This window comes from Clavibacter rahimiani, assembly GCF_052654495.1.
The window spans coordinates 1,797,819-1,820,091 of the sequence record NZ_CP199790.1 but is presented as its reverse complement, the minus strand read 5'-3'; the positions used below and the strand labels follow the sequence as shown (position 1 = coordinate 1,820,091).

Here is a 22,273-nt window from a genome sequence, read left to right as displayed (position 1 = left end):
GAGCTCAGTCAGCCCAACGCGACGCACGCGCCATCGAACCTGACCGCGCTGCTGCGGCCTGGATCGACCCCAAACGCGTCGCTCTTGCCGTCCCGATAGGGGATCCCTATCCGGACGCTCTCTCGGCGTCAACCCGACCGTGTGTGATGCGGGGGTCCTTGGCGGTCATCTACGCGGTGCCGGTCTCATACGGCGGCGGGAGGAACGTAGTCAGAGCTACGGGGTGAGGCCGCGGCATGGCATCAATGGCGGCAAGTACTCCGCCGTCATCTCCCACAGCCGGGGCGCCCTCATGGAGGTCGAGCTGCCGAGTGCGTCCTGGTACCAGATCGCTGCCGCTTGGGGCCCATCGCCGGAGGTGACAGCGTCGAGGAATCCGGGCGGGAACGTCAGCAGGTCCGGCGCTGCGTCGGGCGTGGTCGCGCACGTGAGAGCGTGCAGGTAGCGCAGCAATGTGAGGGCGAACAGGAACGTGTTGCCGCTGCGGGTGTCGGGGGCGCTGGCATCGTCCATCGCGGCGAGCTCGAAGCGCCACTCGTCGAGGTCGGCGTCCTGTGCGCACAGCAGGGTGATCTTGGTGAGCATGAAGTCCTGGACGAGGTGCGCGTCCAAGCGGGCCAGCGGGTGCACGAAGCTGGCACTGCGGTCGGGTTCCATGACGCTCATGTGCTCCTCGTTCGGCGTGCGGGTCATCGGGGAAGTAGTTCGCGGAGGCGGTCGATCGCTGCGCCGGCCGCGGCGAGCTCGTCGCGCTCCTCACCGAGGCGAACCGTGACCTTCTGAACGAAGACGATGCGGTCAAGGTGGCTCGCGTCGAGCTCCCCGCGGATCTGCTCGAGCGAGAAGTCCAACGCACGCAGCCACTGGATCAGGCGAAGCCGGTCGACGTCCGCTTGGTCGTAGCGGCGCAACCCGCCCCGCGTGCGGGCGGCCGGGCGGATGAGACCGGCCTCCTCGTAGTGCCGAATCGCACGCAGGGTCAGCCCGGTCACGCCCGCGAGCTGCCCGATGGAACGCATCCCGTCGTGACGCATCTGCACCTGCATTCCACCTCCCGACATGACATCAACACTACTCTTACGTTAGAGTAGCGTGCAGGAGCTCGGCTCTGATCCTTTCCGCTTCCACCTCGGGTGGCGGCAGCACGACCTGCGCAGCGACGCGCCCCAGACCTCACCAGAGCGGGCGCGAAGCCCGCGACAGAACGGAGCCTCTCCATGGCCACACGTACCGCAACCCTCACCCCCGTCCGACACAGGCCACCCGCAGGCCCCACCGTCCTCGAGACCCTGAAGAACCCGCGCATGCTCAGCCGCGAGGTCCTCGCCGGCCTCGTCGTCGCTCTCGCGCTGATCCCGGAGGCGATCTCGTTCTCGATCATCGCCGGCGTCGATCCGCGGATCGGCCTGTTCTCCTCGTTCGTGATGGCGGTGTCCATCGCGTTCCTCGGCGGTCGCCCCGCGATGATCACCGCCGCGACCGGAGCCATCGCCCTCGTGATCGCGCCAGTTGCTCGGGAGTACGGCCTCGACTACTTCATCGCCACGGTGATCCTCGCCGGGGTCTTCCAGATCCTGTTCGCGGTGATCGGCGTCGCGAAGCTGATGCGCTTCATCCCGCGGTCGGTGATGGTCGGGTTCGTGAACGCGTTGGCGATCCTCATCTTCACCTCGCAGCTGCCGCAGCTGATCGGGGTCCCGTGGGCCGTGTACCCGCTGGTCGCGGTCGGCCTCTTGATCATCGTGTTCATGCCGAAGCTGACGAAGGTCATCCCGGCACCACTGGTCGCGATCGTGCTGCTGACCGCCGCGGTGATCGTCATGGGCATCGGCGTCCCCCGGGTGGGAGACGAGGGCGAGCTGCCCCGCAGCCTCCCGTCGCTGTTCTTCCCCGACGTGCCCCTCACCTTCGAGACCTTCCGCATCATCGCCCCGTACGCGGCAGCGATGGCGGTGGTCGGGATCCTCGAGTCGCTGATGACCGCGAAGCTCGTCGACGACATCACCGACTCGCCCAGCAACAAGACCCGCGAGGCATGGGGCCAAGGCGCGGCGAACATGCTCTCCGGGTTCTTCGGCGGCATGGGCGGCTGCGCGATGATCGGCCAGACCCTCATCAACGTGAAGGCCTCCGGTGCCCGCACCCGCATTTCTACCTTCCTCGCCGGGGTCTTCGTCCTGGTCCTGGTGGTGGGCCTTGGCGACATCGTCGCGATCATCCCGATGGCCGCCCTGGTCGCGGTGATGATCATCGTGTCCGTCGGCACCTTCGACTGGCACAGCGTCCGCCCGTCGACGCTGAAGCGCATGCCGATCGGGGAGACCGCCGTCATGGTCCTCACCGTCGTCATCGTCGTCGCCACCCACAACCTCGCCATCGGCGTGGTCGCCGGCGTGGTCGTCGCGATGGTCGTCTTCGCCCGCCGGGTCGCGCACTTCGCCACCGTCGACCGCCGCATCAGCACCGACCCCGCCGGCGCCGAGACGGCGCACTACGAGGTCGACGGGGAGCTGTTCTTCGCCTCCAGCAACGACCTCACCACCCAGTTCGACTACAAGGGCGACCCCGACCGGATCCTCATCGACATGAGCGGATCCCACGTCTGGGACGCCTCCACCGTCGCGACCCTGGATGCGATCACCACGAAGTACCACCAGTACGGCAAGGAGGTGGAGATCGTCGGCATGAACGCCGCCTCCACCGCCATGCACACCCGCCTCGCCGGGAACCTCGGCGGCGGACACTGAGCAGAGCTCCGGGCGGGCAGGCTGGCGTCGACCTCGATGTGACCGTAGTCGTGCCGCGCCTCCTCGCGGGTCAGCGGCGGCGGAGCATCCCGAGGAACTCGTCCGCCTGCGCAAGCTGCTCGACGAGCTTCGCCCGACGCTGCTCAGCATCAGCGATGAACGCGGACAGGGCTTCACGCCGGTCGGCCATCTCGGGGCCGGTCGCCTGGTCGTCGCTGATGCTCGCGACGACCTTCAGGAGCTCCATCATCTCTTCGAGGCTGAACCCGAGCGGCTTCATGCGGCGGATGAGCAGCAGGGTGTCGAGGTCCTCCTGCGTGTACAGCCGGAACCCGCCCTCCGTACGACCGGACGCGGGCAGCAGACCGATCTCGTCGTAGTGCCGGATGGTGCGGTGGGACAGCCCCGTCCGGTCGGCGATCTCGCCGATGTGCATGGTCGTGACGCTCTCCGTCGCAGTCATCGGCCGTCCTCTCCGCTCGCATGGAACCTACCCTTACGTTAGGATAGGGAGATGAGCGCGACCTGATCGTCGACGCCAAACCCCTAGCCTGCCGCACCGGGACGCGCACTGCGCCCACCTCCGGGTCACGGGCACCCTCCCCTTGCTCTTCCTTCTTCACGGAGTCGACATGCCCGCAGCCCCCGCCTTCCGCACGCCCGCAGTCCGGCACACCAGCCCCACCGTGCTGGAGGCGCTGAAGCATCCGCGCCTGCTCGGCCGTGAAGTCCTCGCCGGCCTCGTCGTCGCGCTGGCCCTCATTCCCGAGGCGATCTCGTTCTCGATCATCGCCGGGGTCGACCCCCGGGTGGGCCTCTTCTCGTCGTTCGTGATGGCCGTCGCCATCGCGTTCCTCGGCGGGCGCCCCGCGATGATCACGGCCGCCACCGGTGCCATCGCCCTCGTGGTCGCACCCGTCGTCCGCGACCACGGCCTCGACTACCTCATCGCCACCGTCATGCTCGGCGGGCTCCTCCAGATCGTCCTCGGGTTCCTCGGGGTGGCGCGGCTCATGCGCTTCATCCCCCGGTCCGTGATGGTCGGCTTCGTCAACGCGCTCGCGATCCTCATCTTCTCCGCGCAGATCCCCAACCTCGTCGGCGTCCCCTGGCTCGTGTACCCGCTCGTCGCGGTCGGCATCGTGATCATGGTCGTGATGCCGCGGCTCACCAAGGTGGTCCCGGCACCGCTGGTCGCGATCGTCGTCGTCACGGTCGCCGTCGTCGTCACCGCCCTCGCCGTGCCCACCGTCGGCGACGAGGGCGCGCTCCCGGACAGCCTGCCGAGCCTCTTCATCCCCAACATCCCGCTGACGCTGGAGACCCTGCAGATCATCGCCCCGTACGCGCTGGCCGTCGCGCTCGTCGGCATCCTCGAGTCCCTCATGACCGCGAAGCTCGTCGACGACATCACCGATACCCCCTCGAGCAAGACCCGCGAGACGCTCGGCCAGGGCGGCGCCAACATCCTCTCCGGCCTCTTCGGCGGAATGGGCGGCTGCGCGATGATCGGCCAGACGATGATCAACGTGAAGGCCTCCGGCGCCCGCACCCGCATCAGCACCTTCCTCGCCGGGGTGTTCCTGCTGATCCTCGTCGTCGGCCTCGGCGACATCGTCGCCATCATCCCGATGGCGGCGCTCGTGGCGGTGATGATCATGGTCTCGGTCGGCACCTTCGACTGGCACAGCATCCGCCCCTCGACGCTGCGCCGCATGCCCGTGGGCGAGACGCTCGTCATGATGCTCACCGTCGTCGTGGTGGTCATCACCGATAACCTCGCCATCGGCGTCATCATCGGCGTCATCGCCGCGATGGTCATCTTCGCCCGCCGCGTCGCGCACTTCGCCACCGTCGAGCGCACCGAGCGGACCGCCGAGGACGGCGCCGCCATCGCGCACTACTCCGTCATCGGCGAGCTCTTCTTCGCATCCAGCAACGACCTCACGACCCAGTTCGACTACGCGGGCGACCCCGAGCACGTCATCATCGACATGTCCGGCTCGCACGTCTGGGACGCCTCCACCGTCGCCGCGCTCGACGCGATCACGTACAAGTACGAGCGCCACGGCAAGCACGCGGAGATCACCGGCATGAATGACTCCTCCGCCGCCATGCACGGCCGCCTCGCCGGCAACCTCGGCGCCGGCCACTGACCGACAATCCCCGAGACCTCCTAGATACGCTGGACCTGTGCTACTGACCCGCTCTTCGACCGCCTCCGGCCGACGCGCCCGCGTTGGCCGTCAGGCGTACCCGAAGCGGCTCCTGCTGACCAAGCGCACTTCCGGCACCAACGGGTGGATGAGCCTGTGGGGCAACAACGCCCACGGCGAGATCGCCGGCTGCCCGCCGCCAGCGAAGTAGGCCCGCTCCCGTCGACCATGACGCCGGAGCGGAGACGCTCCCTGCTCACGCTCGTCGACGGAAGACCCCCATGACCTCTCACAACTCCCCCGTACCCGCACCACCCCACGCCCCGGCCGCATCCGGCCGCGGCGCCCGGCTATCCCGCTTCCTCAGCCGTGACACCACCGGCGGCATCCTGCTGCTGATCGCGACCGTCCTCGCGCTCGTGATCGCGAACAGCCCCGCCGTCGGCCTCTACGACCAGGTCCGTGAGTTCCGGTTCGGCCCCGAATCGCTGAAACTGAACCTCAGCGTCGGCGCGTGGGCCGCCGACGGGCTCCTCGCGATCTTCTTCTTCGTCGTCGGCCTGGAGCTCAAGCAGGAGTTCGTCGCCGGGTCCCTCCGCGACCCCCTCGTCGCGGCCCTTCCCATCGCCGCCGCGATCGGCGGCGTCGTCGTGCCCGCCGGCATCTTCGCCCTCATCAACCTCAACGCCGGCCCGGACGCGCTGCAGGGGTGGGCGATCCCCGCGGCGACCGACATCGCGTTCGCCGTCGCCGTGATCGCCGTCGTCGGCAAGCGCCTCCCGCCCGCGCTTCGCACGTTCCTGCTCACCCTCGCCGTGGTCGATGACCTGCTCGCCATCACGATCATCGCCGTCTTCTACACCGCGAGCATCGCGTTCCTGCCGCTGCTGCTGGCTCTCGTGCCCCTCGCTCTGTTCGCGTTCCTCGTGCAGCGCGGGGTGCGCGACTGGTACCTCCTCATCCCGCTCGGCTTCGCTGCGTGGGCGCTCGTGCACGCCTCCGGGATCCACGCCACCATCGCCGGCGTCGCGCTCGGCCTGCTCGTCCCCGCGATCGCCACCGCCCGCGCCGGCGTCACCCACCGGGGCGCAGACGGTCACGAGGAGCGGCACCCGCTCACCCACCACTTCGCCGAGAGGTGGTCCCCCGTCTCCGCCGGCGTCGCGGTCCCGGTGTTCGCGTTCTTCTCCGCCGGGGTCGCCGTCGGCGGCCTGGAGGGTCTCACCGCGTCGCTCACCGACAGCGTCGCCGTGGGCATCATCGTCGCCCTCGTCGTCGGCAAGGCCATCGGCATCACCGGCGCCTCGCTTCTCGTGACCCGCCTGCCCGGGATCCGACTGGATCCGACCCTCGGGTGGTCCGACGTCCTCGGCCTGTCCTTCGTCGCCGGGATCGGGTTCACCGTCTCCCTCCTGGTGGGCGAGCTCGCCTACGGGACCGGCAGCGAGCAGGACGACGTCGTGAAGGTCGGCGTCCTCGTCGGATCCCTCATCGCCGCCATCGTCGGCGGCGGGATCCTCGCCGTCCGCAACCGCCACCACGCCCGCACCTTCACCGGCACGCACGCCTGAGGACATCGTGATCGGCGGACGGGACGGGCGGGCCGAGAGGTCGGACGCTCCGTCGCGCCGCGCCCTGTCCTCCGGCAGCATCCTCCGCCGGTCACCGGCGCTCGTGGCGCTGGGCATCTTCCTGCTCGCGGTGGTCCTGTTCGTCGGGCTGCTGAGCCTGCCCGCGGCCGCCGCGGACGGCCGTCGGACTCCGCTGGTCGACGCGGTGTTCACCGCCGTGTCGGCGATGACGGTCACCGGGCTCGTGACCGTCGACACGGCCACCCACTGGTCCTTCCTCGGGCAGCTGATCATCCTCGCCGGTGTCCAGGTCGGTGGTCTCGGCATCGTGACCATCGCCCTGCTGCTCTCCCGCGCCGTCACGCACAAGCTCGGCGTCCGCGGCCGCATCATGGCGCAGCAGGGCATCGGCACCGACCGGCTGGGCGAGGTCCAGTCGCTGCTGAAGATCGTCGTCCTCACTACGTTCGGCGTGGAGGCGGCCCTCGCGGCGGCCCTCATCCCCGCGTTCATCGTCCGCGACGGGAACGTGCTGTCCGGCATCTGGCATGGGATCTTCTACGCCGTGTCCGCCTTCAACAACGCCGGCTTCGTCACCCACGCCGGCGGCCTCGAGCAGTTCGGCACCGACCCGTTCATCCTCGTGCCGCTCATGGTCGGGGTGTTCATCGGCAGCCTCGGCTTCCCCGTCTTCCTCGTCCTCGTCGCCCACCGCGGGAGGTTCCGGGCCTGGAACCTCCACACCAAGCTCACGGTGACCGTCACCTCCGGGCTGCTGCTCGCCGGCGCCGCTCTCTGGACGATCCTGGAGTGGTCGAACACCTCGACCATCGGCGACCTACCTGCCGGCGAGAAGCTGTTGCACGGCCTGTTCGCGTCGACCATGATGCGAAGCGGCGGCTTCGCGATCGTCGACACCGCCGCCAGCCACCCCGTCACCCTGCTCGCCACCGACGCGCTGATGTTCGTGGGCGGCGGATCCGCCTCCACCGCCGGCGGGATCAAGGTCACCACCATCGCCCTGCTGTTCCTCGCCATCGCGGCCGAAGGCAAGGGCGACAAGCACGTCCGCGTGTTCCGCCGCACCATCCCGGACGCCGCGCTCCGGGTCGCGATCAGCGTCATCTTCCTCGGCGCCACCCTCGTCCTCGTCGCGACCGCGCTGATCATGACCGTCAGCGACGCACCCCTGGACCGGATCCTGTTCGAGGTGATCTCCGCGTTCGCGACCTGCGGGCTCAGCGTGGGACTCAGCGAGGAGCTGCACCCGTTCGGGAAGTACGTCCTCGCCGTGCTGATGTTCACCGGACGCGTCGGCCCCATCGGCTTGGCGTCGGCTCTCGCCATCCGGCGTCGGACGCTCCTCTACGACTACCCCGAGGACCGTCCCGTCATCGGGTAGGCGCCGTCCTGCCGACCTAGGTCACGGTCGGTCGTGCTCTGGGGCTTCCTCCGGCAAGGGCGACGCCGCGGACCGTGCACCCGGAGCCGGAGCCGGTGCGGTGGCGGCCGTCGGCTCCGCGGGTGCCCTCCTCTGCTGGCGACGGAGGATCTCCCAGGGGCGACCGGACCCGCGGACGGGGCGCTCGAGGGGCGCGTCCACCTCGAGGCCGTAGTAGGCACCGACGTGCTCGAGGAGCACATCGCGTTCGGCCTTGTCGTAGGCGCGGCGCTCCCGGCTGAAGGCGATGACGGTCGACCAACAGGTCAGCAGGAGGACGACGCTGAATGGGAGGGCGGTGGTAATGGCCGCGGTCTTGAGCGCATCGAGCCCGCCGGCGAGCAGGAGGGCGATGGCCAGCAGGGCTGCCAGGATCGCGAAGAACACGCGGAGCCAGTTGCGCGGCTCGATGTCGCCGCCGGATGCGATCATCGCCATCACGAGGGACCCGGAGTCGGACGACGTCACGAAGAAGACGCCGATGAGGAGGATCGCGCCGAAGGTCAGCACGGTGCCCGCCGGCAGGTCGCCGAGGAGCGTGAACAGCGAACCGTCGATGTCCACGGTTCCGTCCGCGCCGATGAGGCCGCCCGCGCCGTCTGTCTGCTGGTGGATCGCCGCGCCGCCGAGCACGGCGAACCACAGGAACGTGAGCGTGGTCGGTACGAGGAGCACCCCGGAGACGAACTGGCGGACCGTGCGGCCCTTGGAGATCCGGGCGATGAAGATGCCCACGAAGGGGGCCCACGACATCCACCAGCCCCAGTAGAACGTGGTCCAGGATCCCTGCCAGGCCTCGCCGGCGGCGCCTTGCTGGGCGGTGACGTTGAACGACAGGCCCACCACGTTCTGCAGGTACGCGCCGATGGACTGGACGAAGTCGCGCAGGAGGAACTGAGTCGGTCCCACGATGAGGACGAACAGCAGCAGCGCGGCGGCGAGCACGAGGTTGAAGTTCGAGAGGATCTTCATCCCCTTGGTGACGCCGGTGACGAGGGAGACGACGGTGACGGCGGTGATCACGCCGATGATGGCGATCTGGCTGACGATGCTGCTCTCGGCGAGGCCCGCGCTCTCGAGGCCGGCACCGATCTGGATGACGCCGAGGCCGAGGGAGGTCGCGACGCCGAAGAGGGTGCCGACGAGGGCGAGGACGTCGATGAGGTTCCCCCAGCCGCCGCGGACCCTGTTGCCGAGCAGCGGCTCGAGCGCCCAGCGGATCGAGACGGGACGTCCGCGCCGGTGGATCGCGTACGCGAGCGCGAGTCCGAGGACGACGTAGATCGCCCAGGCGTGCAGGCCCCAGTGCAGGAACGTCTGCGTCATGGCCTGCTGCGCGAGCTGACTCTCCGTGCCGCTGACGCCGGGGCGCGGGGACGCGAAGTGGCTGAGGGGCTCGGAGACGCCGTAGAAGACGAGGCCGATGCCCATGCCCGCCGCGAAGAGGAGGGAGAACCACGACCCGGTGGAGAACTCGGGCTCATCGGTGTCCTTGCCGAGCTTGATCCGACCGAAGCGGCTGAAGCCGACGAAGATTGAGAAGCCGACGAAGAACGCCGCGGCCAGCACGTAGTACCAGCTGAAGTTGCTGACGATGCCGGTCTGCAGGCCCTGGAACAGGGACTCCGCGGCACTCGGCGCGATCAGAGTGAAGCCCACGAAGGCGAGGACGATCGCGGCCGCGGGCCAGAAGACCCACCGCTTCACCCGAGGCGTCGTGTGCGAGGGGCCGGTGGTCGCGGGGGCCGCTTCCTGGGCATCAGGGGTGGTCGGGTCGCTGTCGGTCATGCATTCATGGTGCCCGCTGGAGCCGCACGGCCGCGAATCCGAGGCCGTGCCGTCGAGCTCCCTGCTCCGTGAGAGCGGTGCTGGTCGTGGTTGCATCGGAAGATGACATCGGACGATGACCCGGAGACGACCCGTTCCCTCAGCTTCACGATCGGAAGCGAGGAGCTCGTCATCCGGCACAAGTACGAAGTGGCCAGCATCGTCAACGACGTCATGGTGGCGGCCTGGTTCGTAGTGGGCAGTGTGCTCTTCTTCTCCGAGTCGACGACGACCGCCGGGACGTGGCTCTTCCTCCTCGGCAGCGTGCAGCTGATGATCCGCCCGCTCATCCGGTTGAGCCGGCGCGTGCACCTGACGCGCGTCGGATCGGGCGCCCCCGGGGATACAGGTCGCGACTACTGACCATCGACGGCATGCGCGCGGCGTGCCGGAGCGGTTACGCCAATCGGAGCCGATGCGCGAGTCGCCTGAGGGTCTCCTCGGTCGCATTCGAGTCGATGGCGCTCGACGCGCTCGCGCCGTACGCCGCGGTGAAGGCGGTGACCTCCTCGGCGAGCCGTGATCGTGCGGGACCGTTCGCCACTGGTTCGAGGCGGACCAGGAGTCGCACCACCGCGGTGACGACGTCGGCGTGGTCCATCCCGTATTGGCGGAACGCGCGCATGGACTGGGCGAGGAGCTCCTCCGGGCGGGGCCAGTCGATGAGGAGGCGAACCTCGCCCTCGTCGTCCTCGTAGCGGGTGTGCGGCCCCGGGCGCGTGAACAGCGGAACCAGGGCGCCGCTGAGCGCATCGACCGCTCCGACGGCGGTGAACGGGTCGTTGGTGCCGGACGCGAGTCCGCGCACGCCGATCTCGACGACCTGCTGCACCGCATACCGGAGGTCCTGGTGTCGTTCCCACAGGACGGCCGCGGGACGACGACGGTGTGGCAGCGGTTCGTCGGCCTCCGCCTCCGCACCCACGACGCGGTCTTCGACCCCGACCAGTGCGTCTTGATGGACTTCGACGTCGACCAGTCCCAGGGTCTGCGGTTCGCCTATGTCGTCCCGCTGAGCCGCACGGAGGCGCTGATCGAGAACGTGTACTTCGCCGACCAGGATCCCGATGACGCCGGACACCGCGGGCAGCTTCAGGAGTACCTGCTCGCAAGGTACGGGTTGATGCCATCGGACTACGTCATCGACGGGACGGAGCGGGGGGTGATCCCCATGACCGACGCGGACCTGCGCTCCCCGATGTCCGCACGCCGCATGGCGGTGGGGACCGGTGCCGGCGCGACACGGCCGAGCACCGGGTACGCGTTCCTCCGCATCCAGCGCAGCGCCCGCGCTGCCGCGCGCGCGGTGGCACGCGGGAGACGTCCGGACCTGCAGCTCTCCACGCGCCGGCTGCGCATGCTCGACGCGGTGTTCCTGCGCTTCATGCGCGACCACCCGGATCGGTGCCCGGTCGTCTTCGAGCGGATGTTCGCCCGGACGAGACCGGCGTCCCTCATCCGGTTCCTGTCCGACACGAGCACGCTCGCAGACGAGATCCGCCTCATCGCCGCGCTGCCCGTCGGCTGGTTCCTCGCCGCGGCGCTCCGCACCATCGGGACCAAGGCGCGTGCGCACCTCCACCACTGACAGGCGGGCGCTACCGCCGGCCGCCCGGCAGGCCGTCGGGCGTCGGATCACGGCGCCCGTGCGGGTGCTCTTCGCGCTGCTCGTCGCCGTGTCCATCACGGGGGTGAGCATCCCCACGTGGCTGCAGTACGTGCCCCTGGTCGTGAGCCTCGTCGTCTTCGGCCTCCCCCACGGCGCCCTGGACCACCTCGTCCCCGCACGGCTCGCCGGCCAGCGCCCCACGTGGTGGTCCATCATCACGGTCGTCGCCCTCTATGTGCTCCTCGGCGGGGCGACCCTCGTCCTCTGGGCTGTCGCACCGATGATGGCGTTCGCGTTCTTCATCCTGCTCACCTGGTTCCACTGGGGGCAGGGCGATCTCTGGGCGATGCTCGCCCTCGACGGCGCCACCCACCTCACCACCCGACGCGCACGAGGGGCGGCGCTCCTGATCCGCGGCGCCCTGCCGATGATCGTGCCACTGCTGACCCAAGGCGACACGTACCGGCTCGTGGCTGCCGGCGCGACGACCGTGCTCTCCCCCACCCCCGCGACCCCGCTCCCACACCCGACGCCGGGCACAGCCGTCACAGGGGCCGTGGTCGCCGGGGCGGCCCTGCTGCTCTACGCGTGGAGCACACACCGCACGGCACGGCGTGACCCGGCCGCCCTCCGCGACTGGCGAACCGACATGCTCGACACGATCCTCCTGACGGTGTTCTTCGCCACCGTCCCCGCGATCCTCGCCATCGGCCTTTACTTCTGCGCCTGGCACGCCATACGACACATCATCAGACTCGCCGCCATCGACCCCGCCAACAGGGCCGACGTGGAAGCCGGACGGCTCCTGCACCCGATCCTGCGCTTCGGACGAGATGCGCTGCCGATCACCGCCATCGCACTGGTCCTCCTCGCCGCCCTCGCGGCCAGCAGCCCCTCACCCGCAGACGCACCCGAGCATCTGCTCGGCGTGTACCTGGTCCTGCTCTCCGCACTCACCGTCCCCCACGTGGTCATCGTCACCCTCATGGACGCACGCCAAGGCGTCTGGCGGACCGTGACCACCTCTGCTGCGACCACCGATGGCGGGACAGCCGATCGCCAGGCGCACCGGCCCTGACCCCATCTCAGTAGGGGATCCCTACCCGAAGGCCTTACGTGGTGCGCGTGAGCCCTGCAGCCCACTCGAAGGGCCGGCTGGGGCTCGCATCAACGGAGAATGGTGAATGCTGGTTTACTAACCACGTGGCCAGGCCCAAGAGCAGATCCGACGAGCAGGTGCTCGACGCCATCGACGCGGCCCTGGCCGAGCGTGCACCCATGGCGCCCTGGGCGCTTCGCGACGTAGCACCGGCAGCCGGCATGAGCCCCGCAGGACTGATCAAGCGGTTCGGCTCTAAGGACGCCCTGCTCCTCGCGTTGGCACGGCGCTGGATCCAGAGCATCCCCGACGGCCCCACCCGTCCAGGCGACGACCTGGCGGAGCTCCGCGACTACCTCGACGCCCACTTCGCCGCCCCTTCCGCTGCGGCAGCCATCTCCGGCCTCAGCGCCCTCATGCGCGACCTCGGGTCTCTCGAAGCCGCGTCCCTCCTCCGCGAAGGGTGGAGCAAGCAGGCCCGCTACCTGGCCTCACTGCTCGAGCTCCTGCCCCTGCGCCCGGACGTGGACCCGCATCGCGCTTCGCTGACCCTGCTCGACGCCCTGCACGGCAGCCTCTACCGCCGTGCCGTCGAGCTCGACCCGACCCCGCCCACCCGCACCCTCGACGACCTCCTGGAAGGCTGGACATGACCCGCAACCGCACTTGGAAGGGCTGTGTGTTCATCGGCACGAGCCTCGACGGATTCATCGCACGCCCCGACGGCGACCTCGACTGGCTCACCGACCCCACCCCGCAACCCCACATCACGGGCGCATCTGGGTACGCGGCCCTCACCTGGGAGACGTTCTTCCCGACGATCGACACCCTCGTGATGGGACGCACCACCTACGAGACGGTCCAGGGCATCGACCCGTGGCCGTTCCCGGAGAAGCGGGTCATCGTGCTGAGCACGACGCTCGATCCGGACGACCGGGTGGAGATCGCGCGCACGGTCGACGACGCCGCCGACATGCTCGACGGCGGCGCAGCCGCACGGGTCTACGTCGACGGCGGCCGTACCATCCAGTCGTTCCTCGCGAAGGGCCTCATCGACGAGATGACCGTCTCCATCGCCCCCGTGCTCATCGGGCGAGGACACCGCCTGTTCGGCGACCTCGCCGACGACGTGCAGCTGACCATGCGCGGGCACCACAGCAGCGAAGGCGACGGGCTGCTCCGCGTGACCTACGACATCAGCCGGCCGTGAGCACCGCTCACCGCGTGTCCGACAGGGGATCCCCTGTCGGGACACGTTGGTGCCGCACGCTCCGCCGTGTGACGGATGCGCGTTCCGTAGGCGCTCATTAGCGTTGGACCAATGGACACGGCCTCGATGATCATGGGTGCATCTATCGCTTCGGTGGCCTGGGTGGGTTTCTACCCATGGGCGAAGCTCAAGAGGCTCCGCGAGCTGGAAGCTGCGGTCGCAGCAGACAGTGGCCCGGAAGCGTCACAGTAGGGATCCCCTGTCGAGAGGCGCACATCGCGCTGTCGCCCATGCCCCATTAGCGTTACCGGATGGCTCAGGTGGTTGTGTACGGACAGCGCGTTTCCTTGGATGCGCATCGGCAGGCGCTGTCGGATGCCATCCACAAGGCTGTGATGGTCGCCCTCGAGTATCCGGCGGAGAAGCGCTTCCACCGCTTTATCGCCCTCGCTCCTGCGGACTTCATCTACCCCGCGGATCGAGGGGATGACTACACGATCATCGAGATCTCGATGTTCGAGGGAAGGAGCGAGGCGGCCAAGCGCGCGCTCATCCGGGAGCTCTTCTCGCGGATCGCGTCCGAGGTCGGGATCGCACCGCACAGCGTGGAGATCACCATCACGGAGACACCGCGCGTGAACTGGGGCATCCGCGGTATCAACGCCGAAGACCTCGCGCTCGGCTACACGGTGGAGGTCTAGGCAGCACCGGCGGCTCTGTCCGGGTGGGGATGGGTCACCGGACAGCTGGTCGTCCGAACTGTCCGTGACTCAAGCCGCGAGCAGTCCCGCTCCGAGGTTCCCCACCGCGTGGGACAAGGCGCCCGGCACCACACTCCCCGACCGATGACGGAGCCAACCGAGCAGCAGCCCCGCCACAAACTGCACGGGCAGGATGGGCCACATCGCCGGGTCCACCAGGAGCAGGGGCAGGTGCGGGACGAGGAAAATGAGCGCCTGCACGAGGTTGCCGCGCACGAACCCGAGTCGACGGAAGAGCACACCGCCGATCAGGCCGCGGAACAGGATCTCCTCCCCCACCGCCCGCGCCACGACTGCGACAGCTGCTGCTACTGAGGTCACGGCCGCCACCGTCACGCCAGGCGCCTGCAGCGCCGTCTCCGGTATCACTGCGATCGCCAGATACCCCAGTGCGCCCAAGGGGATGAGCAGTACCAGGGCCCAGAGATAAGAACTGGCAGCACCCCCCGTGATGCCGAGGCGGCCGGCAGCATGCTCACGCCCCCAACGCTTCCCGCCGCCCTGCACCAGGAAGTAGATGAGCGAGGGAATTGAGAAGAGGATGAGCTCGACCATGAGCGCGACGATACGTGCATCGCCGGTCGCAGACCAGATGATCCCAGTGACACCCACAGCTCACACACGCCGACCCTCAGCCGAATAGCGCGTCCGACAGGGGACCGCTCACCGGACGGCCTCAGAGACGCTGGAGCCGGCGCCGGTTGTAGAAGCGGAGCGCCACGTTGCCCACCAGGATGACGACCGTGACGATGCCGGCGCCTAGCGCCAGGCGAGGTAGCCGATCAAGATCCGTGAGCGACATGACGATGGATGCAAGGAGTGTGGCAGCCACCGTCATCGACACGGACTGCAGGTAGGACAGCCCTCGTGCGCGTCGCTGCTGCTCTACGAGATCCGCATCGAGGTCGCCTGCGTCCGGGTCCGCCATGCGCTCAGACTGACACAGCGGCGTCGTTCCCCCGTCGCCACGGCGCCCTCATTCCCGCCCGTCTCAATAGACCGGTCCGGTGAAGAGTCCGGTGAAGGGGGGCTAAGCGAGACACCCTCCACGGCCTCTCAGCTGGTGATGGCGGCGACCGCTTCGGCTCTCTGAATATCCCGAAGTCGCCGGTATATCGTCGCCCTCGACATGTCCATGTCGCGGGCGACCTGGGCGGCCGGAGCGCCGGCATCGATCAACCGGGCCGTGTTCTCGACCTGGCTGTCGGTGAACGCCTGGCGCCGGCCGCCCAGGTCCTTGCCCGCTGCGCGCCGCGTGGACACCGAGTCGGTGATCCGCTCCCGCTTGATCTTGAACTCCATCTGCGCGAGAGCCGCCATGACCGTGAAGACCATCGATCCCATCGGGGTCGCGGTGTCCACGTCTCCCCCGCCGAGGTTCAGCACCCGAAGCGACGCACCCCTCCCCCGCAGGTCCTCCGCGAGGGCGAGCATGTTCTGCGTCGACCGGCCGAGGCGGTCGAGGGTCGTGATGACGAGGCTGTCGCCGTCGTGCAGCGCGCGCAGCGCCTCATCGAAGGCGGGTCGCGATGCACGAGCTCCGGAGACGCCCTGGTCGACGTAGAGGTCGTCGCGTCGGATGCCGGCGGCGAGCAGGTCAGTCGTCTGCCGATCCGTGTCCTGCTGACGCGTCGAAACCCGCGCGTACCCGATGGGCTTCCCCACGACGACCGACCTGTCTCACCGTCATCGATGAACACAGCGAGTCAGTCACCTACTTGAAGCGCACAGTTGCGCAAGACTCCCCTGCCAGCAAGCAGCAGCGCCCCGAGGTCGGACCATGAGACGCCTGCAACGCACGAGATGCGAGACCCGGAGGTCGTGGGACGTCGCGTGACAGCGGTCACTACGCGGCACGCGCAGACGGACGTCGGCTCCGACCGGTGGATCGGCAGCTGGTCGAGCGGAGTCACGCGTTCTCCCCCGGCATCACGGAAGGCCGGCCTCGTCGCAGGGCCTCCGGCGCCTTCGCGGCGCCCGGCACGGACCCCGGTCGCGGCAGTGGCGGGCCGAGGTTCATGGGGGCGGAGAGCAGGACCATCACCCGGACGAGTCCCGCAGCCGCTCGTGCGTCATGGTCCTAGCCCGGCTCTGTGGGGGTCCCCATCCGGAGGCCGCTGGGCGTCGATGAGTCGAACGCATGCCGAGCCGCGTCAGCCTGTGCGTCGCGCCTCTGCGCGGGGCCCAGTCGTCAGAACGGCTCGTCGGCACGAGCGCCACGTCCTCCGGACCCGCCGGCGGGTCCGGACCCGGAGGGATGTGAGCTCATCGCACGTTGGTGATCAACCACTGGTGGGGATCGACGCGCTTCGACCCGTACGCGATCTCGAAGTGCAGGTGCGGACCGGTGCTGGCACCGGTCGTGCCGACACGGCCGACGGGGTCACCGGCCGCCACGACCTGCCCCGCGCGCAGCGGCACGGATCCGAACTGCATGTGCGCGTACGTGCTGCTGACCCGCTTCCCGCCGATCTCGTGATCGATGACGACATGCACGCCGAGCCCCGAGTTGGAGCTCACGACCTGGCGGACGACTCCTGCCGCGATGGACTGGATCGCGGCGCCGTTCCCGGGGGTGAAGTCGAGGCCCTGGTGGTTGGAGGAGCACCCCGAGCACGGGGAGGCACGCGGGCCGAAGGGGCTCGAGATCCTCAGGGACGACGGGATCGGCCAGCGCACGTCCGTCCCGGCCGGGACGGCGGTCGACCGCGCGCCGCTGCTGTCGGCGCCGGACGGGGTGGTGCTGAGCGTCTGGACGGGGACCACGGGCGGCGGCGGAGGCGGCGGCAGCGTGACGGAGAAGCCCGCTTCCGCGATCACGGCGTAGGAGGCGCCGTCGACCTGCAGGGTCTGGATCTCACCGGTGTCGGGATCGTGGACGGTGACGGCGCCGCCGGTGATGTCGTCCGGGACGGCGTACGCCGGGAGGCCGTAGGTCACGGCGATCGCGCCGGCGGCGAGCATCGCGCCGACGGCGGTCCTCCATGGGCTGGTGCCGGTGCGGCGTCCGCTCGTCGCCGGTGCGGCGTGCGCCTGGATCATGCGGGCACGGCGGCGTGCCTCCTGCTGCCAGGTGAGGGACCGGCCGATGTTCGGAGCGGGCTCGGGGTGCTCGAACGTCGTGCGTCGGGTGGCGGTGCCGCGAGCCGGCGGAGCGACGCGGGGACGGCGCTCGCTGGGCGTGCGCGTGGGGGGTGTCTCGTGGAGCAATGAGTGCCTTTCAGAGGGCAGGCAGGACGGCATCAGGGCGTGACCGTCCGCGCTGCGCGGGAGCAGGAGAGGAGGGGACGCTAGGACCCGAGGAGGGCGCGCATGCGGGAGATCTCGTCCTCCTGGGTGGCGACGATGTCCTCCGCCATCTCAATGGCGGCCGCGTTCCGACCGTCCTGGATCTCGGTCTGCGCCATCTCGACGGCGCCGGTGTGGTGCTCGATCATGTGCTCGAGGAACAGCCGCTCAGCCTCGGCGCCCTCGGCCTCGTCGAGCTCCTGCATGTCGGAGTCGGACACCATGCCGTCCATGCCGTGGTCCATGCCGGGCATCTCCTCGACGCCCCACTCGTCAGCCCAGGCGCTCAGCTGCTCGATCTCCGGCACCTGCGCGTCCCTGATCTCCGTCGCCAGCGCGGTGACCTCCCCGCTGATGCCGGTCGTGCCCAGGAGCATGTCGCTCATCTCGATGGCCTGCTCGTGGTGCGGGCGCATCATCTGCACGAACATCTCGTCCGCGTCATTCACGGTGCTGCGTCCGCTCTCGGCTTCGGCGGCGGTGCTGCTCTCGGGTGTCGCTCCGGTGTCGCCGGCAGCGCAGCCGGCGAGTGTCAGCGCGGCCGCGAGGGCGATGCCGGCGCGGAGGATCGGGGTGGTGGTCGTCATCGTCTGTCTGGTCCTGTTCCTGCGATCGGGATGGCAGGGCAGGATCCGTGCAGCGCGCGTGGCGCGACGGATCCGCCCGGGTCTCGGGTCGTTGCAGGACGGGTCAGATGCGGAAGACGGACAGCGCGGCAGGCGTGGGCGGGGGCGGCAGCCATGCCGCGTGCCGGGCGATGCGGGGAGGGAGCCGACGGCCGAGCGGGTCGTCGACGTGCGGGGCACGGCGGAGCGCGCGGAGGAGGGCGATGCCGAGGGCAGCCAGGAGCAGGAGGGTCGCGGAAGCCACCAGGACCACGCCGCCGAGCATCCCGGCGGAGACGAGGTCCGACGCAGGCGCCTCGGCGACGAAGGCGGGCTCCACCGCGGCATCCGCACGGCTGTCGGCCACGCCGTGGCCGGTGCCGTGCGCGTGCAGGTCATCAGCCGAGTGCACGTGCGGCGTGCCCATCGACTCGCCCCAGCCCTGCGCCGTCGGGCTCATCACGACGAGGCCCACGACGATCGCGATCAGGGCGACGAGCTTCACCAGCGAACCGAGGAACGGGGCACCCGCGAGGCGGTCGTGGAGGGTCGGAGTCGACACGGGGACCATGCGAGCTCCTTCCCGTCGCGGCGCGTACCCGGCGTACGTTACCCGATCGTGACGCGAGCGCCGGGCGCTGTTCGTGATCCGGACCCCTCGGCGCCACCCACGGGTCGGCTCCCGGAGCTCGCACGCGGACGCCCTCATCGGAGGGGCGACGGCCCGGCTGCGGACCGTGACGCGACGACCGCCCGCCACCCGTGCCATCGCGCAGGTCCCGGCATGCGACAGGCCCGCACCCCGGTGGGGGTGCGGGCCTGTCGGAGGTCGGACCGGACTAGCGGATCGAGACGGTCCCCTGCTGGCGGATGTCGCCCGACGAGGTGCCGACGTACACCGGCACGGTCCCGGTCGGAGTGACCCAGCGGTCGGCGGCGCTGTCCCAGTAGGAGAAGGCGCGCGCGTCGAGCGCGACCTTGACCTTGGTGGACGCGCCCGTGGCGAGGTCGACCTTCGCGAAGCCGGCGAGCTGCTGCGGAGGCGTCGGGACCGAGGTCGGCAGCGCTCCGACGTAGACCTGGACCGTCTCGGTCCCCGCGCGGGTGCCGGTGTTCTTCAGGTCGACCGTGACGGACACGTCCGCCGTGCCGCCGTTCTTCACCGGCTTGCCGGAGGTGGTCGCCTTGAAGCCGGAGTACCCGAACGTCGTGTAGCTGAGCCCGTGACCGAAGGCGAACTGAGGGGCGATGCCCTCCGCCTTGTACGCGCGGTACCCGATGTTCACGCCGTCCGAGATGGTCGCGGTGCGATCGATCCCGGGGAACGACGCGACGTCCGAGGTCGGCGTGGCGCTGTCGCTCGTGGCGAAGGTCACCGGCAGCTTGCCCGAGGGGTTCACGTCACCGAAGAGCACGGAGGCGATGGCGTTGCCCTGCTCCTGCCCGCCGTACCACGCCTCGACGACCGCGGGGACCTGCGCCGCCCACGGGGTGTTCACCGAGCCGCTCGTGGTGAGCACGACGACGGTGCGGGGGTTGGCCTTCACGACGGCGCTGATGAGGGCGTCCTGCTCGTTGGCCAGCGTCAGGGTCGACTTGTCGCGCCCCTCGCCGACGTAGTCGCGAGCGACGACGACGGCGACGTCCGAGGCCTTGGCCGCGGCCACGGCCTGGGCGACGGCGGGGGTGACGATGCCGTCCGGGTGCGTCCAGGTCATGACCAGATCGGCCCCGCTCTCCTGGTCGGGGTCGTACGCGTCGTTCACGTACTCGACGCGGAGGTCGTGCGCCTCACCGGCGCGCAGCTGCAGCGCGGCCCCCGTGTCGGTGCGCACGGCGTGCGGGTCCGACGCGTCGATGACCTGCGTGCCGTCGAGGAAGAGCCTCGCGCTGCCGAAGCCCGTCAGCGACAGCGTGTAACGACCCGTGGCCGGAGCGGTGATGGTGCCCTTCCAGCGGGCGGACAGGGGTCCGCCGAACTCGTATCCGGGCACCTTCGGCACGGACGATCCGTACAGTCCGCTCAGCGCGAGGAACCCGCCGCTGAGGGCGATCTGGTCCTCGTTGCGCGTGACGGCGGGAGCGCCGGTGCGGTCGGAGTTGAACCAGTACTCGGCGGTGACGCCCGTCGCGGTGGGCTGCCCGAGGGGAGCGAGCACCGAGGAGGGGACCGCGGCGCCGCTGAGGGTGTGCGCGGGGCCGACCGGGTCGGTCCCCTCGGCGTAGGTCACCTTCACGCCCTTGCCCGCACGAGCCGTCAGGGCGTCGAGGGGCGTCACGGAGTAGGTCGGCTTGACGACCGAGCTGCCGCCACCGGTGGCCAGGGCATCCGCGTCGGCACCGATCACCGCGAGGGACCGGATCGACGAGGACAGCGGGAGGACCGGGGCCTTGGCTCCGGCGGGCGTGCCGTTCTTCAGCAGCACGGTGCCGGCTTCGGCGACCTGGCGGGCGACGGCGCCGTCCGCCGCCTCGGGGAGGGCGGTGATCGCGATGGGGGTGTCGAACGAGCCGAACTCGAACATGGTGCGGAGGACGCGGTGCACCTTGTCGTCGATGGTGGCCGTGCTCACGCGCCCCGCCTTGACGGAGTCGATGAGGGCCTGGCCGAAGTAGTTCCCGGCGGGGAACTCGACGTCGAGGCCGGCGTTGGCGGCGCGGTCCGTGCTGTGGGCGGCGGCGTAGTCCGTCTGGATGAAGCCGGCGAAGCCGTAGTCCTCCTTGAGGATGTCGAAGACCTCGGCGCTCTCGCACGCGTAGACGTCGTTGACCTTGTTGAAGGAGCACATGGCCGAGCCGACGCCGGCGTCGATGGCCGCCTCGATGGGAGCGAGGTAGACCTCGCGGAGAGCCCGCTCGGTGACGTCGACGTTGCCGCCGGCGAGACGGCTGGTCTCCTCGTTGTAGGCGGCCGGGTGCTTCACCGTGGCCACCACGTCGTGCGACTGGACGGCCTCGACCTGCGCGGCGAGCAGTGCGGAGACGAGGCGCGGGTCCTCGCCGAGCGACTCGAACTGGCGTCCCCAGCGCGCATCGCGCACGAGGTCGCCGGTCGGGCCGAGCAGTCCGTTCTGGCCGGTCGCGCGGGTCTCGGTGCCCAGCACGTCGCCGTACGCGGTGGCGAGATCGGTGTCCCACGTCGCGCCCAGGGCGATGGGGGCCGGGAGCGCGGTCGCCTCGCCGCGGTTGGTGGTGGAGTTCGTGACCCGGACTCCGGCTCCCGCGTCGGTGAGGAGCAGCGCCGGGATGCCGAGGCGGGCGAGCGGCGCGATGTAGAAGGCGGTCTCTCCGCTGAACTCCCCGTGCAGGCGGGTGACCTTCTCCTCGAGGGTCATCTGCGCGAGGAGCCGGTCCGCGCGCTGGTCGGAGGACAGCTTCGTGTCCATCCACGGACCGTCGACGGGCGCGACCTTCGTGGCCTTGCCGGATCCGTTCGCGATGGCCTTCCGGGCTGCCTCGGAATTGGCGGCGCGACCGTGCGAGCGGGAGTCGGACTTCGGATCGGCGGGGGAATCGGGCTTCGGCGCGGCGGAGGCGGAGATGCCGCCTCCGAGGGCGACGGAGAGGGCGAGGACGCCGGAGAGGGCGGCTGCAGCGCGCCGCTTCCGAGGTCGGGGGATGTTCGACACAGGGTTCCGTTCGGGTGGAGCAACCCGCTCGCGAGCGTCGTTCACCCCTCGCGCGCTCGAGGGGAGCGTTCCGATCGAGGCCGTGGTCGGACGTCACGTGAAGTCGTACGACTCGGCCAGCGCGATGCGGAGAGAGGATCTCGACGGCGAGGCGGGAGTGCGGAGTGGGGATCGCGGTGCGGGGACCGCGTCAGCGCGTCGGGTAAACGCGCAGGGCGAGCATAGGTGTTACCAATCCGCGGATGCAAAAGGGTGCTGCGGTCCCCTCCCCGGCGCGCCGGTATGGAGGGGAAGTGCGCGTCCTGCGTGTCGTTCTGCGGATAGGGGGCC

22 protein-coding genes are annotated in these 22,273 nt (G+C 69.9%); 10 read left to right on the top strand and 12 right to left on the bottom strand.

What is annotated here, in order from left to right:
* Window positions 1-216: 216 nt before the first annotated feature.
* Together ACT7CP_RS08630 and ACT7CP_RS08625 are read right to left on the bottom strand one after the other, a co-directional pair.
* Window positions 217-693, bottom strand: a complete 477-nt coding sequence (locus ACT7CP_RS08630; protein ID WP_445441908.1) for a hypothetical protein — start codon at window positions 691-693, stop codon at window positions 217-219.
* On the bottom strand, window positions 690-1,046 hold the full coding sequence (locus tag ACT7CP_RS08625; protein WP_413962916.1) for a MerR family transcriptional regulator: 357 nt from the start codon (window positions 1,044-1,046) through the stop codon (window positions 690-692). The genes ACT7CP_RS08630 and ACT7CP_RS08625 overlap by 4 nt, the downstream gene beginning before the upstream one ends.
* 171 nt (window positions 1,047-1,217) lie before the next feature.
* On the opposite strand from ACT7CP_RS08625, the gene ACT7CP_RS08620 reads away from it, so the two are divergent.
* A complete protein-coding gene (locus ACT7CP_RS08620; RefSeq protein ID WP_445441907.1) occupies window positions 1,218-2,747 on the top strand; it encodes a SulP family inorganic anion transporter in 1,530 nt (509 codons plus the stop codon).
* 70 nt (window positions 2,748-2,817) lie between these two features.
* Here the strand turns inward: ACT7CP_RS08620 and ACT7CP_RS08615 are convergent, their stop codons facing one another.
* Complete coding sequence (locus ACT7CP_RS08615) at window positions 2,818-3,210, bottom strand: MerR family transcriptional regulator (protein WP_413962918.1); 393 nt, start codon at window positions 3,208-3,210, stop codon at window positions 2,818-2,820.
* 169 nt (window positions 3,211-3,379) lie between these two features.
* On the opposite strand from ACT7CP_RS08615, the gene ACT7CP_RS08610 reads away from it, so the two are divergent.
* The 3 genes from ACT7CP_RS08610 to ACT7CP_RS08600 all read left to right on the top strand — a co-directional run bounded on the left by ACT7CP_RS08610 (window position 3,380) and on the right by ACT7CP_RS08600 (window position 7,876).
* On the top strand, window positions 3,380-4,903 hold the full coding sequence (locus ACT7CP_RS08610) for a SulP family inorganic anion transporter (RefSeq protein ID WP_445441906.1): 1,524 nt from the start codon (window positions 3,380-3,382) through the stop codon (window positions 4,901-4,903).
* 281 nt (window positions 4,904-5,184) lie between these two features.
* Entirely contained in the window at window positions 5,185-6,474 is a 1,290-nt protein-coding gene (nhaA, locus tag ACT7CP_RS08605) for a Na+/H+ antiporter NhaA (protein ID WP_413962920.1), read from the top strand.
* A 7-nt stretch (window positions 6,475-6,481) separates the two neighbouring features.
* Window positions 6,482-7,876, top strand: a complete 1,395-nt coding sequence (locus ACT7CP_RS08600) for a TrkH family potassium uptake protein (RefSeq protein WP_413962921.1) — start codon at window positions 6,482-6,484, stop codon at window positions 7,874-7,876.
* Window positions 7,877-7,897: 21 nt separating this feature from the next.
* On the opposite strand, the gene ACT7CP_RS08595 is transcribed toward ACT7CP_RS08600, so the two are convergent.
* On the bottom strand, window positions 7,898-9,703 hold the full coding sequence (locus ACT7CP_RS08595) for a BCCT family transporter (protein ID WP_445441905.1): 1,806 nt from the start codon (window positions 9,701-9,703) through the stop codon (window positions 7,898-7,900).
* A gap of 102 nt (window positions 9,704-9,805) precedes the next feature.
* On the opposite strand from ACT7CP_RS08595, the gene ACT7CP_RS08590 reads away from it, so the two are divergent.
* The gene (locus ACT7CP_RS08590; RefSeq protein WP_413962923.1) at window positions 9,806-10,105 is read left to right on the top strand and encodes a YrhK family protein; all 300 of its coding nucleotides are present in this window, start codon (window positions 9,806-9,808) and stop codon (window positions 10,103-10,105) included.
* A gap of 34 nt (window positions 10,106-10,139) precedes the next feature.
* On the opposite strand, the gene ACT7CP_RS08585 is transcribed toward ACT7CP_RS08590, so the two are convergent.
* Window positions 10,140-10,574 carry a DUF2254 family protein gene (locus ACT7CP_RS08585; protein WP_445441904.1) on the bottom strand — a complete coding sequence of 145 codons (435 nt, stop codon included), beginning with the start codon at window positions 10,572-10,574 and terminating at the stop codon, window positions 10,140-10,142.
* Between the two features lie 18 nt (window positions 10,575-10,592).
* On the opposite strand from ACT7CP_RS08585, the gene ACT7CP_RS08580 reads away from it, so the two are divergent.
* The 5 genes from ACT7CP_RS08580 (at window position 10,593) to ACT7CP_RS08560 (ending at window position 14,361) form a co-directional block, all read left to right on the top strand.
* Window positions 10,593-11,330, top strand: a complete 738-nt coding sequence (locus tag ACT7CP_RS08580) for a lycopene cyclase family protein (protein ID WP_445441903.1) — start codon at window positions 10,593-10,595, stop codon at window positions 11,328-11,330.
* A gap of 58 nt (window positions 11,331-11,388) precedes the next feature.
* On the top strand, window positions 11,389-12,429 hold the full coding sequence (locus ACT7CP_RS08575; protein WP_445441902.1) for a Brp/Blh family beta-carotene 15,15'-dioxygenase: 1,041 nt from the start codon (window positions 11,389-11,391) through the stop codon (window positions 12,427-12,429).
* Window positions 12,430-12,554: 125 nt separating this feature from the next.
* Window positions 12,555-13,103 (top strand): TetR/AcrR family transcriptional regulator, encoded by a 549-nt coding sequence (locus ACT7CP_RS08570; protein WP_413962931.1) that lies wholly within the window; start codon window positions 12,555-12,557, stop codon window positions 13,101-13,103.
* Entirely contained in the window at window positions 13,100-13,660 is a 561-nt protein-coding gene (locus tag ACT7CP_RS08565; protein ID WP_445441901.1) for a dihydrofolate reductase family protein, read from the top strand. Before ACT7CP_RS08570 ends, ACT7CP_RS08565 begins: the two co-directional genes overlap by 4 nt.
* A 311-nt stretch (window positions 13,661-13,971) precedes the next feature.
* Window positions 13,972-14,361 carry a tautomerase family protein gene (locus ACT7CP_RS08560; RefSeq protein ID WP_445441900.1) on the top strand — a complete coding sequence of 130 codons (390 nt, stop codon included), beginning with the start codon at window positions 13,972-13,974 and terminating at the stop codon, window positions 14,359-14,361.
* 69 nt (window positions 14,362-14,430) lie between these two features.
* Here the strand turns inward: ACT7CP_RS08560 and ACT7CP_RS08555 are convergent, their stop codons facing one another.
* The 7 genes from ACT7CP_RS08555 to ACT7CP_RS08525 form a co-directional block, all read right to left on the bottom strand.
* Complete coding sequence (locus tag ACT7CP_RS08555; protein ID WP_445441899.1) at window positions 14,431-14,976, bottom strand: CPBP family intramembrane glutamic endopeptidase; 546 nt, start codon at window positions 14,974-14,976, stop codon at window positions 14,431-14,433.
* Between the two features lie 121 nt (window positions 14,977-15,097).
* Window positions 15,098-15,349: a hypothetical protein gene (locus tag ACT7CP_RS08550; RefSeq protein WP_445441898.1), complete on the bottom strand. Its 252-nt coding sequence runs from the start codon at window positions 15,347-15,349 to the stop codon at window positions 15,098-15,100.
* 128 nt (window positions 15,350-15,477) lie between these two features.
* A complete protein-coding gene (locus ACT7CP_RS08545; RefSeq protein ID WP_445441897.1) occupies window positions 15,478-16,086 on the bottom strand; it encodes a recombinase family protein in 609 nt (202 codons plus the stop codon).
* Between the two features lie 600 nt (window positions 16,087-16,686).
* On the bottom strand, window positions 16,687-17,631 hold the full coding sequence (locus tag ACT7CP_RS08540; protein ID WP_445441896.1) for a M23 family metallopeptidase: 945 nt from the start codon (window positions 17,629-17,631) through the stop codon (window positions 16,687-16,689).
* Window positions 17,632-17,711: 80 nt separating this feature from the next.
* On the bottom strand, window positions 17,712-18,296 hold the full coding sequence (locus tag ACT7CP_RS08535; protein ID WP_413962945.1) for a DUF305 domain-containing protein: 585 nt from the start codon (window positions 18,294-18,296) through the stop codon (window positions 17,712-17,714).
* A gap of 103 nt (window positions 18,297-18,399) precedes the next feature.
* The gene (locus ACT7CP_RS08530; protein WP_413962946.1) at window positions 18,400-18,876 is read right to left on the bottom strand and encodes a hypothetical protein; all 477 of its coding nucleotides are present in this window, start codon (window positions 18,874-18,876) and stop codon (window positions 18,400-18,402) included.
* Between the two features lie 277 nt (window positions 18,877-19,153).
* Complete coding sequence (locus tag ACT7CP_RS08525) at window positions 19,154-21,943, bottom strand: beta-glucosidase (protein ID WP_445441895.1); 2,790 nt, start codon at window positions 21,941-21,943, stop codon at window positions 19,154-19,156.
* Window positions 21,944-22,273 lie beyond the last annotated feature (330 nt).

Excerpts from the sequence above, each read along its gene's own strand:
- ACT7CP_RS08565 (WP_445441901.1), top strand. The coding sequence starts at position 13,100 with ATGACCCGCAACCGCACTTGGAAGGGCTGTGTGTTCATCGGCACGAGC.
- ACT7CP_RS08625 (WP_413962916.1), bottom strand. The coding sequence starts at position 1,046 with ATGCAGGTGCAGATGCGTCACGACGGGATGCGTTCCATCGGGCAGCTC.
- ACT7CP_RS08615 (WP_413962918.1), bottom strand. The coding sequence starts at position 3,210 with ATGACTGCGACGGAGAGCGTCACGACCATGCACATCGGCGAGATCGCC.
- ACT7CP_RS08595 (WP_445441905.1), bottom strand. The coding sequence starts at position 9,703 with ATGACCGACAGCGACCCGACCACCCCTGATGCCCAGGAAGCGGCCCCC.
- ACT7CP_RS08590 (WP_413962923.1), top strand. The coding sequence starts at position 9,806 with ATGACATCGGACGATGACCCGGAGACGACCCGTTCCCTCAGCTTCACG.
- ACT7CP_RS08550 (WP_445441898.1), bottom strand. The coding sequence starts at position 15,349 with ATGGCGGACCCGGACGCAGGCGACCTCGATGCGGATCTCGTAGAGCAG.
- nhaA (WP_413962920.1), top strand. The coding sequence starts at position 5,185 with ATGACCTCTCACAACTCCCCCGTACCCGCACCACCCCACGCCCCGGCC.
- ACT7CP_RS08535 (WP_413962945.1), bottom strand. The coding sequence starts at position 18,296 with ATGACGACCACCACCCCGATCCTCCGCGCCGGCATCGCCCTCGCGGCC.
- ACT7CP_RS08560 (WP_445441900.1), top strand. The coding sequence starts at position 13,972 with ATGGCTCAGGTGGTTGTGTACGGACAGCGCGTTTCCTTGGATGCGCAT.
- ACT7CP_RS08620 (WP_445441907.1), top strand. The coding sequence starts at position 1,218 with ATGGCCACACGTACCGCAACCCTCACCCCCGTCCGACACAGGCCACCC.
- ACT7CP_RS08610 (WP_445441906.1), top strand. The coding sequence starts at position 3,380 with ATGCCCGCAGCCCCCGCCTTCCGCACGCCCGCAGTCCGGCACACCAGC.
- ACT7CP_RS08630 (WP_445441908.1), bottom strand. The coding sequence starts at position 693 with ATGACCCGCACGCCGAACGAGGAGCACATGAGCGTCATGGAACCCGAC.
- ACT7CP_RS08555 (WP_445441899.1), bottom strand. The coding sequence starts at position 14,976 with ATGGTCGAGCTCATCCTCTTCTCAATTCCCTCGCTCATCTACTTCCTG.